This window comes from Micromonospora sp. WMMD712, from assembly GCF_029581295.1.
In the GTDB taxonomy this organism is placed as follows: Bacteria; Actinomycetota; Actinomycetes; order Mycobacteriales; family Micromonosporaceae; genus Micromonospora; species Micromonospora carbonacea.
Map to the genome: position 1 here is coordinate 3,705,573 of NZ_CP120743.1, position 12,893 is coordinate 3,718,465.

The 12,893-nt window shown below is 73.3% G+C and carries 13 protein-coding genes; 8 read left to right on the top strand and 5 right to left on the bottom strand.

Going from position 1 to position 12,893, the window contains the following annotated elements; genetic code table 11:
* Window positions 1–2 precede the first annotated feature (2 nt).
* The 4 genes from O7633_RS15900 to O7633_RS15910 form a co-directional block, all read right to left on the bottom strand.
* Window positions 3–851, bottom strand: coding sequence for a sulfurtransferase (locus tag O7633_RS15900; protein ID WP_043965215.1), 849 nt, complete (start codon window positions 849–851; stop codon window positions 3–5).
* A gap of 205 nt (window positions 852–1,056) precedes the next feature.
* On the bottom strand, window positions 1,057–1,134 hold the full coding sequence (locus O7633_RS33165) for an Ms5788A family Cys-rich leader peptide (protein ID WP_311202345.1): 78 nt from the start codon (window positions 1,132–1,134) through the stop codon (window positions 1,057–1,059).
* Window positions 1,135–1,251: 117 nt separating this feature from the next.
* Window positions 1,252–2,040 carry a DUF2993 domain-containing protein gene (locus O7633_RS15905; RefSeq protein ID WP_178066552.1) on the bottom strand — a complete coding sequence of 263 codons (789 nt, stop codon included), beginning with the start codon at window positions 2,038–2,040 and terminating at the stop codon, window positions 1,252–1,254.
* 145 nt (window positions 2,041–2,185) lie between these two features.
* The gene (locus O7633_RS15910) at window positions 2,186–3,238 is read right to left on the bottom strand and encodes a hypothetical protein (RefSeq protein ID WP_282328338.1); all 1,053 of its coding nucleotides are present in this window, start codon (window positions 3,236–3,238) and stop codon (window positions 2,186–2,188) included.
* Between the two features lie 252 nt (window positions 3,239–3,490).
* On the opposite strand from O7633_RS15910, the gene O7633_RS15915 reads away from it, so the two are divergent.
* The 7 genes from O7633_RS15915 to pstB all read left to right on the top strand — a co-directional run bounded on the left by O7633_RS15915 (window position 3,491) and on the right by pstB (window position 10,792).
* Window positions 3,491–4,204 carry a response regulator transcription factor gene (locus tag O7633_RS15915; RefSeq protein WP_043965210.1) on the top strand — a complete coding sequence of 238 codons (714 nt, stop codon included), beginning with the start codon at window positions 3,491–3,493 and terminating at the stop codon, window positions 4,202–4,204.
* A 244-nt stretch (window positions 4,205–4,448) separates the two neighbouring features.
* Window positions 4,449–5,342, top strand: a complete 894-nt coding sequence (locus O7633_RS15920; RefSeq protein WP_282328339.1) for a polysaccharide deacetylase family protein — start codon at window positions 4,449–4,451, stop codon at window positions 5,340–5,342.
* Between the two features lie 103 nt (window positions 5,343–5,445).
* Window positions 5,446–6,369, top strand: a complete 924-nt coding sequence (gene mshD / locus O7633_RS15925; protein WP_282328340.1) for a mycothiol synthase — start codon at window positions 5,446–5,448, stop codon at window positions 6,367–6,369.
* 299 nt (window positions 6,370–6,668) lie between these two features.
* The gene (gene pstS / locus O7633_RS15930; protein WP_282328341.1) at window positions 6,669–7,775 is read left to right on the top strand and encodes a phosphate ABC transporter substrate-binding protein PstS; all 1,107 of its coding nucleotides are present in this window, start codon (window positions 6,669–6,671) and stop codon (window positions 7,773–7,775) included.
* A gap of 46 nt (window positions 7,776–7,821) precedes the next feature.
* A complete protein-coding gene (gene pstC / locus O7633_RS15935; protein ID WP_074472380.1) occupies window positions 7,822–8,913 on the top strand; it encodes a phosphate ABC transporter permease subunit PstC in 1,092 nt (363 codons plus the stop codon).
* Window positions 8,910–9,995, top strand: coding sequence for a phosphate ABC transporter permease PstA (pstA, locus tag O7633_RS15940; protein ID WP_282328342.1), 1,086 nt, complete (start codon window positions 8,910–8,912; stop codon window positions 9,993–9,995). The genes pstC and pstA overlap by 4 nt, the downstream gene beginning before the upstream one ends.
* A gap of 20 nt (window positions 9,996–10,015) precedes the next feature.
* Window positions 10,016–10,792: a phosphate ABC transporter ATP-binding protein PstB gene (pstB, locus tag O7633_RS15945; RefSeq protein WP_282328343.1), complete on the top strand. Its 777-nt coding sequence runs from the start codon at window positions 10,016–10,018 to the stop codon at window positions 10,790–10,792.
* 103 nt (window positions 10,793–10,895) lie between these two features.
* On the opposite strand, the gene O7633_RS15950 is transcribed toward pstB, so the two are convergent.
* Window positions 10,896–11,729 carry an NUDIX domain-containing protein gene (locus tag O7633_RS15950; protein ID WP_282328344.1) on the bottom strand — a complete coding sequence of 278 codons (834 nt, stop codon included), beginning with the start codon at window positions 11,727–11,729 and terminating at the stop codon, window positions 10,896–10,898.
* A gap of 81 nt (window positions 11,730–11,810) precedes the next feature.
* Here O7633_RS15950 and O7633_RS15955 point away from each other — a divergent pair, with 81 nt between their 5' ends.
* Window positions 11,811–12,779, top strand: coding sequence for a Gfo/Idh/MocA family oxidoreductase (locus tag O7633_RS15955; protein ID WP_282328345.1), 969 nt, complete (start codon window positions 11,811–11,813; stop codon window positions 12,777–12,779).
* The last annotated feature ends 114 nt before the right edge of the window (window positions 12,780–12,893 follow it).

Sequence of the window (12,893 nt, forward strand, 5' to 3'; positions counted from 1 at the left end):
GCTCAGGCCTCCCCGGGCTCGTCGCCGAGCGCGACCGGCACGCCGACCAGCGAGCCGTACTCGGTCCAGGATCCGTCGTAGTTCTTCACGTTGGCGTGGCCGAGCAGCTCCTGGAGCACGAACCAGGTGTGCGAGGAGCGCTCGCCGATCCGGCAGTAGGCGATGGTCTCCTTGCTGTCGTCCAGCCCGGCCGCGGCGTAGATCTTGCGCAGCTCGTCGTCGGACTTGAAGGTGCCGTCCTCGTTCGCCGCCTTGGACCACGGCACGCTGATCGCGGTGGGGATGTGACCGGCGCGCTGCGCCTGCTCCTGCGGGAGGTGGGCGGGGGCGAGCAGCCGGCCGGCGAACTCGTCGGGGCTGCGCACGTCGACCAGGTTCTTGGTGCCGATCGCGGCGACGACCTCGTCGCGGAAGGCGCGGATCGAGGTGTCCGGCTCCTGCGCGACGTACTGGGTGGCCGGGCGGGTCACCGCGTCGGTCACCAGCGGGCGGGCGTCCAGCTCCCACTTCTTGCGGCCGCCGTCGAGCAGCTTGACGTCGCGGTGGCCGTAGAGCTTGAAGTACCAGTACGCGTACGCGGCGAACCAGTTGTTGTTGCCGCCGTAGAGGACGACGACGTCGTCGTTGGAGATGCCGCGCTCGGAGAGCAGCGCCTCGAACTGGGACTTGTTGACGAAGTCCCGGCGGACCGGGTCCTGGAGGTCGGTGCGCCAGTCGAGCTTGATCGCGCCGGCGATGTGGCCGGTGTCGTAGGCCGAGGTGTCTTCGTCGACCTCGACGAAGACGACGCCCGGGGCGTCGATGTTCTTCTCGGCCCACTCGGCCGAGACGAGTGCGGTGTCGCGACTCATCAGATCACTCCCTGGTGAGGTGGATGGTGAGCCTGCGCGAGGACGAAGTCTGTAGCTGTCGCACCACGCGCGGGACCCAGAGAAAGGACGGGATCACGGGTTCGTGCGACGGCGCCGCTGCCGGGCGTTCAGGGGGAAGAACCGGGAGGGTACGCAGACCCTGTGGCCGGTGGCCGCCGTCAGGCGGCCGAGGACAGCCCCGCCGTCAGATGACGGGGCGACACAGGCAGGTGGCCACGCGGCACAGGTCGACCGCGCGCCGTTTGGTGAGGAGCGTCCCCATGAGCAGGGACACTACCAGCCATCCCGGGGAACGCCACCGCCCCGACCAGCATCCGGGACGCCCGTCCCGACGGACAGTCGCCGGACGGGCGCTCACCGTGCTGACGGGCGCGGGCGGTCAGCCGGCCGAGTTGATCGGGACGTCCTTGGCGGCGGCGGTCACCGCCAGGCCCTGCGGCAGCGGCCTGACCTCGCGCACCGCGAGCTGGAACGGCAGGTCGGGCAGGGGGACGTCGATCGAGATGTCCTTGGCGTAGTTGCTCAGCAGGGTGCGGGCCAGCGGGATGTTCGGCAGCCCCTCGGCGTCGACGTCGTTGAAGCGCAGCGAGATCGCGCCCTCCTTGCCGACGGTCACGTCGGCGGTCCCGGTGAGCGTCAGCTTCTGCCCGAGGATGTCGACGGGGGCGGTGACGGCGAGCCGGCCGTCGCGCTGGCCGAGGGTCAGGCCGGGCCGGTCGAGGAGCGCGGCCAGGCTCTCGTACGTGATGGTGCCGGTGCCGTCGACGGTCTCGGCGACCACGTCGCCCTGCTGGGTGCGCAGGGTCTCCAGGGAGGCCCGCACGTTGCGGGCGTCGACGTCCAGCTCGGGCAGGGCGACCGCGTCGCCGTTCACCGAGCCCCGCACGTCGCGCAGCCGGATGGAGATCCGTTCGTACCTGCCGTCGAGCACCTGGGTGAGGAACGGGAAGCCGCCGACCTCGACCTCGGGCGGCGAGGACTGGGCGCCCTGCTTGGTGATCTGCTGGCTGACCTGGTCGGTGATGGCCCGCTCGGCCACCCCGGCGGCCACCCGGTCGGCGGCCACCAGCAGCCCGCCCAGGATCAGCAGCAGGACCACCAGCGTGATGAGCACCTTGCGCCCGCGTCGCCGGGGACGTTCCTCGTACGCCGGGTGGGCCGTCGCCACGCCGCCTCCTTCTGTCGTGCCGGCGCGCCCCTGGCACCGGTGCCGCCCGAGCGGCGCCCCGGAGAGTACCCGAAGCGGGAAAGCGCCAACCGTCCGTCGCGCCGCACGGCCCGTTCGGCCGACCCTCGGCCCGCCGCAGGGGCGGTCAGAGGAACAGCACGCACATGGCGTACGCCGCCGGGGCGGCCAGGGCGAAGCCGCCGAGCGGGCCCTGCATGTGCCGGGCGACCCACATCGTCGGCGGCTCGCCGGCCATCAGCCGCCCCGCCTCCGCGTATCCGACGGCGAGGTCGGCGAGCACGGCGGTGGCGGCGGTGACCAGGCCGATCACCGCTCCGCTGGTCGGGGTGAAGCCGACCAGGAAGCTGCCGAGGACGGCGCTGGCGAGGGTGCCGACCATCGCGCCGATCACGACGCCGGCCGCCCCCCGGGGCACCTGCGGGGCGAGCCGGGGCCAGGGCAGCACCGCGTCGGTGATCCGGGCCACGGTCAGCGCGACGCCGGTGGCGGTGAGGCAGACGGTGATCGCCTGGGTGCCCGCCGGGATCCGGCTGAGCACGATCAGCGTGGCGAACGCGACCACGCCCACCACGATCAGCAGCGTGGTGCCGAGCGAGTCGGTGACCCGGACCCGGTCGACCCGGCGGACCAGTTGCCCGAGCACGCCGAGCAGGAAGCCTCCGGCGGCCAGGTAGCCCAGCGGGGCGAGGCCGGCGACGTCGGACCGCACGGCGGCGACGTCGGCGGCGGCGGCCACCACGGCGCTGGTGGCCGCCACCAGCAGCAACGCGGGCGGGCGCATGGCCATCGTCCAGGCCAGCACGAAGATCAGTTGTACGCCGAAGATGATGAGCGCGAAGGGCAGCCGGTGCCCGGGCCCGGCGGTCTGCGCGCCGAGCACCAGGCCGACGCCGAGCAGCGCGGCGAACCCGGCGACGGTCAGGGCGAGCGGCCGGCGCACCTCGACCGGCTCGATCTCCTCCTCTTCCAGCTCCTCGACGGCCTCGTCGTCGGGCCGCCGGGCGGGCTCGCCGCCCCGGCGCAGCCGACGGGGCCGCCCGCGGCGGGCCGGGGGCCCGTCGTCGTCGACGTCCGGGCCGGTGCGCGGGGCCGGTGGATGCGCACGACCGGCCGGCCCAGGGTGGCCGTCGTCGGCCCACGGGTCCCGGCCGGCCTCGGAGGAGGTCGAGGGAAACACGACCTGATCGTGCCAGACCGGGGTGTCGGATCGGTGGCCACGGTTTCCGTGACGTTAAAACCTGTGGCGCGTTCGTGGGCAAGGCCGACAAACGGGAAACGACCTGGAGGCACGGACGGAGCGATCGGTTACGCTCAAGCCGTTACCCGCCCGTCAGCGACGCCGGGACCCACGCAAGTTCTCAGCGCACCCCGCCTCAGGGTGCCGCTGGTCGCGCGCGGCCGTGAGGGCCGCCGGGACGGAGGTGATCGTGTGGAGATCCTGCTGCTGGTGACCGCGCGCGCAGGTGAACCATCGGTGGTGCTGCCGGCGCTCGACCTGCTGCCACACTCGGTGCGCACCGCGCCCCGCGACGTCCGCACGCTGGTTGCCGGTCCAAGCCCCGACGCCGTCCTCGTGGACGCGCGCTCGGAGCTGAGCGAGGCCCGGGCCACCTGTCGGATGCTGCACGCCACCGGGCTCGGGGTGCCGCTGGTCGCGGTGGTCACCGAGGCCGGGCTGATCGCGCTGAACGCGGACTGGGGCGTCGACGACGTCATCCTCGCCAGCGCCGGTCCGGCCGAGGTGGAGGCGCGGCTGCGGCTGGCGGTCGGCCGGTTGAGCAACGCCACGTCCGGCGCCGGCGGCTCGATCCGGGCCGGCGAGCTGAGCATCGACCCCGACACGTACGCCGCGAAGCTCAAGGGCCGGCCGCTCGACCTGACGTACAAGGAGTTCGAGCTGTTGAAGTTCCTGGCCCAGCACCCGGGTCGGGTCTTCACCCGGGACCAGCTGCTGCGCGAGGTCTGGGGCTACGACTACTTCGGCGGCACCCGCACCGTGGACGTGCACGTGCGGCGGCTGCGGGCGAAGCTCGGCTCGGAGTACGAGTCGATGATCGGCACCGTGCGCCAGGTCGGCTACAAGTTCGTCGTGCCGCCGTCGCGGTCGCTGCCCGAGTCGGAGCACGCCCCGATCCCGGTCTGACCGGCCCCGGTCCCCGCTCGGGCCGGCACCGACGGTCCGTCCCCCTGTCCCCGGCTGATCCGCCCCGTTCCGGCTGATCCGCCGGGGACGGTCGACGTCGTCGAGTTTCCGGTTTGCCCCTTTTGCTCCACTAGCCAGTTTTATCCTGACTGGCGAAGTGGCCGAGGAAAGGGGCGACGGTGCGTGCGATGACCACGGGGGCGACGAGGGGCCGACCCCCGCGACCGAGCGGCGGCGACCACTGATGCGCGTCGACACGACCGGGCGGTTCGTGGCGCTCGCCACCCTGGTGGTGGTCTCCCTGCTCGGCTCCGCGTACGCGCTGGGCCGCAGCATGGTGCCCGGCCCGGCCCGGCAGACCACCGGGGTCAGCGCGAGCGCGGACGACCCGAGCTTCGCCGACCAGCCGGCGCAGGGTGACCCCGGCCGGGGCGGGGCGCCGCCCGCCGCCACCGACGGACCCGGCGCGCCCACCGAGTCCGGCCAGGACGGCCAGGACGGCGGGACCGCGCAGGCGCCGGAGACCGGGGGCGACGGCCTGTTCGGCGCCCGGGTCACCACCGGGTCGGCGCAGGTGGCGCTGACCTTCGACGACGGGCCGGACCCGCAGTACACGCCGCAGGTCCTGGCGTTGCTGCGGGAGCACGGCGTCAAGGCCACCTTCTGCGTGGTCGGCGAGAACGCGCAGCGCCACCCCGACCTGATCCAGGCGATCGTGGCCGACGGCCACACCCTGTGCAACCACTCCTGGCACCACGACGAGCTGCTCGGCAAGCGGTCGACCGACGTCATCCGGGCCGACCTGCTGCGCACCAACGCGGCGATCCGGGCCGCCGTGCCCGACGCCGAGATCGCCTACTACCGCCAGCCGGGCGGGGCGTGGACCTACCCGGTGGTGTCGGTGGCCGAGGAGCTGGGGCTGATCCCCCTGCACTGGACCGTCGACCCGTCGGACTGGCGGGCCCCGGGGGCGACCCGGATCGTCCACGACGTCTCCGCCGAGGCGCAGCCGGGCTCGATCGTGCTGCTGCACGACGCGGGCGGCAACCGGCAGGGCACGGTGGACGCGCTGCACAGCCTCCTGCCGGACCTGGCGGCCCGGTTCCGGCTGGAGGCCCTGCCCACCGGCAGCGCCTGAGCCGGGGCCGCCTGGGCCGGGCGTCACCTGGCGTCGGCCCCCCGTCCAGCGGTGCCCGGGCCAACGACCCCGCCCGGGCGGCGGTCCCGCTACCGTTGGTCGGGTGAGCAGCGCCGAGCCGACGACCGACCGGGTGACCCGGGCCGACCTGCTGACGCCGGGCGAGGTGGCCGAGGTGCTGGCCCTGGCCCGCGCGGCGGGCGACGCCGACGGGGCCGACCCGTTCGACGAGCACACGCTGCTGCGGCTGCGCGACCCGCACGCCCCGGCGGTGCACCTCACGGCCCGTGCGCCCGGCGGCGCCCTGACCGGGTACGCGCACCTGGACACCACCGACCCGGCCGGCGGCGTCGGCGTGGAGCTGGCCGTGCACCCCGCGCACCGGCGGCGGGGCACCGGCCGGGCGCTGGCCCGGGAGGCCCTCGCGGCCGCCGCCGGGCCGGTGCGCGCCTGGGCGCACGGCGACCACCCGTCCGCCGCCGCGCTCGGCGTCGACCTCGGCCTCACCCGGGCCCGGGTCCTCTGGCAACTGCGCCGGCCGCTGGCCGACCCGCCGCCCGAGCCGCGCCTGCCCGACGGGGTGGCGCTGCGCGCGTTCGTGCCGGGGCAGGACGACGCGGACTGGCTCGCGCTCAACGCCCGGGCCTTCGCCAGCCACCCGGAGCAGGGCCGCTGGACGGCGGACGACCTGCGGGTACGCCTCGCCGAGCCGTGGTTCGACCCGGCCGGCTTCCTGCTCGCCGTCGCCACGGACACCGGCCGGCTGCTCGGCTTCCACTGGACGAAGGTGCACACCCGGCCGGGCGCGGCCGGCATCGGCGAGGTCTACGTGCTCGGGGTCGACCCGGCCGCGCACGGCGGCGGGCTCGGCCGGGCGCTCACCTCGGCCGGGCTGGCGTACCTGCGTCGGCGGGGGCTGGACCGGGTGATGCTCTACGTGGACGAGTCGAACGCCGGTGCGGTCGCCCTCTACGAGCGGGCCGGCTTCGCCCGCTGGTCCGCGCACGTCAACTACCACCTCGGCTGACGGCCCCGCTTCCCTCGCTTCGCGCGTCACGGCGGCGTCACGGCACGGCCTCGGCGCGATAACGGCTGCCCGGATATATCGCATTAATAGCGATAGTCGGCCGCGAGTTCACGAAATGGACAACCCTTCCTCAGCCTGCGGCAACCCGCCCGGCCGCACCTGTTCACTCCTCGTTCACTTGCGACCGGCGATCCGGCTACCTGGCCCTCCTAACTTTCAGTTCAGCCGGGTCACGCCGGCCCTCCCCCGGGCCACCCAGCCGGGAACGGCCCGTCCAGACGTGAAGGGAAACCCCTCAGGTGAAGCTCCAGCGGCACGGCACTATCGCCTGCCTCGCTCTTACTGCGGTGCTCGGTCTCAGTGCATGCGGCTCGGACAACAACGAGCCCGCCAGCGGCGCCTCCGCGTCCGGCTCGGCCGCCGCGGCCGACTGCGCCACCGGCACCCTGAACGCGCAGGGCTCGTCGGCCCAGAAGAACGCCATGGCCGAGTGGATCAAGGCTTACCAGCAGAAGTGCGCCGGCAGCACGATCAACTACGAGCCGTCCGGCTCGGGCGCGGGCATCCAGGCGTTCATCGCCGGCACCGCCGACTTCGCCGGCTCCGACTCGGCGCTCAAGCCCGAGGAGCAGCCGCAGGCCGACGCCAAGTGCACCGGCGGCCAGGCCATCCACCTGCCGATGGTGATCGGCCCGGTCGCCGTCGCCTACAACGTCAGCGGCGTGGACAACCTCCAGCTCAAGCCGGCCACCCTCGCGAAGATCTTCGCGGGCAAGGTCACCAAGTGGGACGACCCGGCGATCAAGGCCGACAATCCGGACGTCAAGCTGCCGTCGACCACCATCCAGACGGTGCACCGCTCCGACGAGTCCGGCACCACCGACAACTTCACCAAGTTCCTCGCCAAGACCTCGGCCGCGGACTGGACCTTCGAGAACGCCAAGGCGTGGAAGGCCCCGGGGGGCACCGGCGCGAAGGGCTCCGACGGCGTGGCCAGCTCCGTCAAGGGCGCCGACGGCTCGATCGGCTACATGGAGTGGTCCTTCGCCGAGAACGCCGGCCTGAAGATGGCCAAGATCGGTAACGGGGCGGGCGAGTTCGCCGAGCTGACCGCCGAGAACGCGGGCAAGACCATCGCCGGGGCCAAGATCGAGGGCCAGGGCGACGACCTGAAGATGTCGGTCGACTACGCCACCAAGGAGGCCGGGGCGTACCCGATCGTCCTGGTGACCTACGAGATCGTCTGCAGCAAGGGCATCGCCGCCGACAAGCTGCCGCTGGTCAAGGGCCTGCTGGGCCACGCCGCCAGCGCCCAGGGCCAGGCCGAGCTGACCGAGCTGGGCTACGCCCCGCTGCCGGACTCGGTCCGCACCAAGGTCGAGGCCGCGGTCAAGAACCTCTCCTGACCGCGACCGACACCACCACCTCCCTCAACTCGAAGCGAGCGAGCAGATGGGTGAAACCCCTCCCCGCTCGGCCGACGCCGGCACCGGCGGGATCCGCGTGGCCTCGGGCCACGGGCGCCCCGCCGGTGCCTCGGCGCGTGTGGCCGAGGCACCAGTCAGCACCCGTACCCCCGGCGGGGGCGGCCTCGGCGGCGGCGGTGGCCTGCCCCGGGCGCGGGCCTTCGGCGCGGAACGCGCCTTCCGCGGCCTGACCCTGGCCGCCGGCGCCGCCGTCCTGGTGATCATCGCCGCCATCGCGGTCTTCCTGATCGCCAAGGCGGTGCCGGCCCTGCGCGCCAACACCGCGAACTTCTGGACGTACGAGGGCTGGTCGCCCAACGACACCGCCCCGAAGTTCGGCATCGGCACGCTCGCCTTCGGCACGGTGCTCAGCTCCGCGCTGGCGCTGCTGATCGCGGTGCCGGTGGCGCTGGGCATCGCGCTCTACCTGTCCCACTACGCGCCGCGCCGGCTCGGCACCGCGCTGGGCTTCCTCATCGACCTGCTGGCCGCCGTGCCGAGCGTGGTCTTCGGCCTCTGGGGGCGGGACATCTTCGTCAACCCGGTGCGGGACTTCTCGGTCTGGCTGAACACCTACTTCGGCTGGATCCCGATCTTCGGCGGCGACGGCCCGTTCGGTAAGTCGATCATGCTCGGCGCGCTGGTGCTGGCGATCATGGTGCTGCCGATCGTCACCTCGCTCTCCCGCGAGGTGTTCCTCCAGACCCCGACCGCCAACGAGGAGGCGGCCCTCGCGCTCGGCGCGACCCGGTGGGAGATGATCCGCACCGCCGTCCTCCCGTACGGCCGCCCCGGCATCATCGCCGCCGTGATGCTCGGCCTCGGCCGCGCGCTCGGCGAGACCATCGCGCTGGCGATGACCCTCGGCATCACCTTCGGCATCTCGTTCAACCTGATCGAGAACGGCGGCAACACCATCGCCGCCAACATCGCCAACGCGTTCGGCGAGGCGAACGACACCGGGCGGGGCGCCCTCATCGCCTCCGGCCTGGTGTTGTTCACCATCACGCTGATCGTCAACATCACGGCACGGGCGATCATCTACCGTCGCCGGGAGTTCACGGAGTCGGCCGCATGAGCACCACCGTCGCCCACCGCACCCGGCCGCCGGCCCAGCCGGCCACCCTCCGGGCGAAGCGCCTGCCGAAGTACGCCCCGCCGGCCATCGCCGTCGGCGCGGTCGCGGTCGCCGCCGCCGTCGTGTACGGCGCCGGCATCGGCGGCCCAGTGCTCGTCGTGGCCGTCGCCGCGCTGCTCTACCTGGCCGGCCTCTTCGCCGCCGCGCACGCCGTCGAGGGGCGGCGCTCGGCCCGCAACCGCACCTGGAGCGCGCTGATCCACTCGGCGTTCGTGCTGGCCGTGCTGCCCCTGGCGTCCGTGGTGTGGACGCTGGTCAGCAAGGGCGTCGAGCGCCTCGACGGCAACTTCTTCGGCACCTCGATGAACAACATCGGGGCCCGGGACGCCAACGGCGGCGCGTACCACGCGATCGTCGGGACGCTGGAGCAGGTCGGCATCGCCGCGCTGATCACCGTCCCGCTCGGCATCCTCTGCGCGATCTACATCGTCGAGTACGGCCGGGGCCGGTTCGCCTTCGCGATCCGGTTCTTCGTCGACGTGATGACCGGCATCCCGTCCATCGTCTCCGGCCTCTTCGTGCTGGCCTTCTGGGTGCTGGTCGTCTCGCCGGTGTTCAACGACGGGCGGCCGGGCTTCTCCGGCTTCGCCGCCGCGCTGGCGCTGAGCGTGCTGATGCTGCCCACCGTCGTCCGCTCCACCGAGGAGATGCTGCGGCTCGTCCCCGCGCCGCTGCGCGAGGGCGCGTACGCCCTCGGCGTGCCGAAGTGGAAGACCATCCTGCGGGTCGTGCTCCCGACCGCGCTGCCCGGCATCGTCACCGGCGTCATGCTCGCCATCGCGCGGGCGGCCGGCGAGACCGCGCCGGTGCTGCTCGTGGCCGGTGGCGGCGCGGCGATCAACTTCAACCCGTTCGAGAACAACCAGTCGTCGCTGGCCCTGTTCGTCTACCAGCAGGCGGGCGACGCGTCGAAGTACGCCCCGGCCCGCGCGTGGACGGCGGCGCTGACCCTGGTCGCCCTCGTGCTGATCCTGACGATCGCGGCGAAGCTGCTGGCTCGCCGGAACCGGCTCGGCCGATGAATCCCGGAGGTACCACCACCATGGCCAAGCGCGTCGACGCCACCAACGTCACCGCCTACTACGGCGGCTTCAAGGCGATCGAGAACATCAACCTGACCGTCGAGCCGAAGACCGTGACCGCCCTCATCGGGCCGTCGGGCTGCGGCAAGTCGACGTTCCTGCGGTCGATCAACCGGATGCACGAGGTGCTGCCGGGCGCCCGCGTCGAGGGCGACCTCACCATCGACGGGCAGAACATCTACGACCGCGACGTGGACGTCACCGCCGTACGCCGCATGATCGGCATGGTCTTCCAGCGGCCCAACCCGTTCCCCACCATGAGCATCTACGAGAACGTGGTGGCCGGGCTGCGGCTCAACGGGGTGCGCAGGAAGTCGATCCTGGACGAGGCGGCCGAGAACTCGCTGCGCGCGGCGAACCTCTGGAACGAGGTGAAGGACCGACTCGGCAAGCCGGGCGCGGGCCTGTCCGGCGGCCAGCAGCAGCGGCTCTGCATCGCCCGCACGATCGCCGTCGAGCCGCAGGTGGTGCTGATGGACGAGCCCTGCTCGGCGCTGGACCCGATCTCCACGCTGGCGATCGAGGACCTGATGTTCCAGCTCAAGGACAAGTTCACCATCATCATCGTCACGCACAACATGCAGCAGGCCGCCCGCGTCTCCGACCGCACGGCCTTCTTCTCGATCGAGAAGACCGGCGACCCGGGCCGCCTCATCGAGTACGACAACACCCAGAAGATCTTCAGCAACCCGAGCCAGAAGAAGACCGAGGACTACATCACGGGCCGCTTCGGCTGAGCCGCATGCAAGGAAGGGCCCCCTGTTAACGCTTTCTGTTGTACAGGGGGCCCTTCCTAACCCGGCGGGCCGCCGGGCGGGCGGGTAGGCAGGGCGAGGGCGCTCAGCCGAGCACGAAGCGGGGCTCGCCGTCGGCCGGCAGCTCCAGGCGCGGGGTGATCGGCGTCGCCGCGTCGCGGTTGGCCGACGCCCGGGCCACCCCGGCCAGGTCACCGGCGGCAGCCACCTCGGCCAGCGTCACCAGGGTCGGCGGCAGCATGGTCAGCTCGCCGGCCTCCGCGCGGGCCAGGGCGTCCGCCGGGCGTACCCACATGGTGTGGTCGGCCTCGCCGGAGACGTCCCGGGTCCGCTGCCCGGCCGGCAGCAGGGCCACGAAGAAGTACGTGTCGAAGCGGCGCGGCTCGAACTCCGGGGTGATCCACCGGCTCCACGGCAGCAGCAGGTCCGACCGGAGGGTCAGCCCCCGCCCGGCGAGCAGGTCGGCGAAGCCCCGGCGACGGGCCTCCAGGTCCTGCCGGGCGGACTCCCAGTCGTCCCCGCTGACGTCGCCCACCACGGTCGCCGGGTCCGGCCCGGCCAGCAGCACCCCGGACTCCTCGAAGACCTCGCGGGCCGCGGCGCACACGACCGCCTGCGCGGCGTCCGGCGCGACACCCAGCCGCCCGGCCCAGCCCGCCGGCTCGGGCCCCGCCCAGTCGAGGTGCGCCGCCGAGTCGGACGGGTCCACGCCGCCGCCGGGGAACGCGTACACGCCGCCGAAGGCCATCGCGGCCGCGCGACGGATGACGTACACCTCGAAGTCGTCGCCGGCCGGGCGCAGCAGCAGCACGGTGGCCGCGACCCGGGGCCGCGCGGGCATGCCGCCCTCGGCGCGGAACCGCCGGGCGTGCGCGACCAGGGCCGGCGGGGCGGGGAAACCGTGGCTGTCGATCGTCATGCCGCGAGCGTAGTCCCGCAGGGTGGGTCCGCCGGTCCGGCGGCGGCGGGGGGTCCGCTCCCGCCCGGCTAGCGTGGTCGCATGACACGTTGGGGGATTCTGGCCACCGGAAACATCGCCGCCCACTTCGCCGAGGACCTGCGGCACGTGCCGGGGGCCGAGCTGGTCGCGGTCGGCTCGCGCACGGCGGAGTCGGCGCGGGCGTTCGCCGACCGGCACGGCGCACGGCGGGCGTACGGGTCCTGGGCGGAGCTGGCCGCCGACGACGAGGTGGACGCGATCTACGTGGCGACCCCGCACTCGGCGCACCACGAGGCGACGATGACCTGCCTGACGGCGGGCCGGGCGGTGCTGGTGGAGAAGCCGTTCACCCTCGACCTGGCCGACAGCACCGAGCTGGTCGAGGCGGCCCGCGCCCGGGGGGTCTTCCTCATGGAGGCCATGTGGATGCGCACGAACCCGCTGGTCCTGCGGGTGGTGGAGCTACTCGCCGAGGGGGCGATCGGGCAGGTCACCGGCGTGCAGGCCGACTTCGGGGTGGCCGGGCCGTTCGCGCCGGAGAGCCGGATGCGGGCCCGCGCGCTGGGCGGGGGCGCGCTGCTCGACCTGGGCGTCTACCCGGTCAGCCTGGCCCACCTGCTGCTCGGCGTCCCGCAGCATGTGCGGTCGTGGGCGAAGATCGGCCCGGAGGGGGTCGACGAGAACACCGGCATCGTCTTCGGCTACGACTCGGGGGCCGTGGCGACGCTGAGCTGCGGCATGGTCGGGGCGAGCCCGATGGTCGCCTCGATCACCGGCACCACCGGCCGCATCGACCTGCCCGCGCCGTTCTTCCGGCCGCCGTCGGCGACGCTGCACCGGGCCGGCGCGGAGCCGGAGACGATCCCGGCCGACCTGACCGGCGGCGGCTACCAGTACGAGGCGATCGAGGTGCAGCGCTGCCTCGCGGCGGGGCTGACGGAGAGCCCGCTGGTGCCGCACGCCACCACGCTCGAGGTGATGGGCCTGCTCGACGCGATCCGCGAGCAGATCGGCGTCCACTACAAGTGAGATGCAAGGAAGGGCCCCCTGTTAACGCCTTCTGTTGTACAGGGGGCCCTTCCTAACCGCCGGGCCGGCGCGCGGCGGGCGGTGAGACCGCCGGACGTCGCGCGCGGCGGGCGG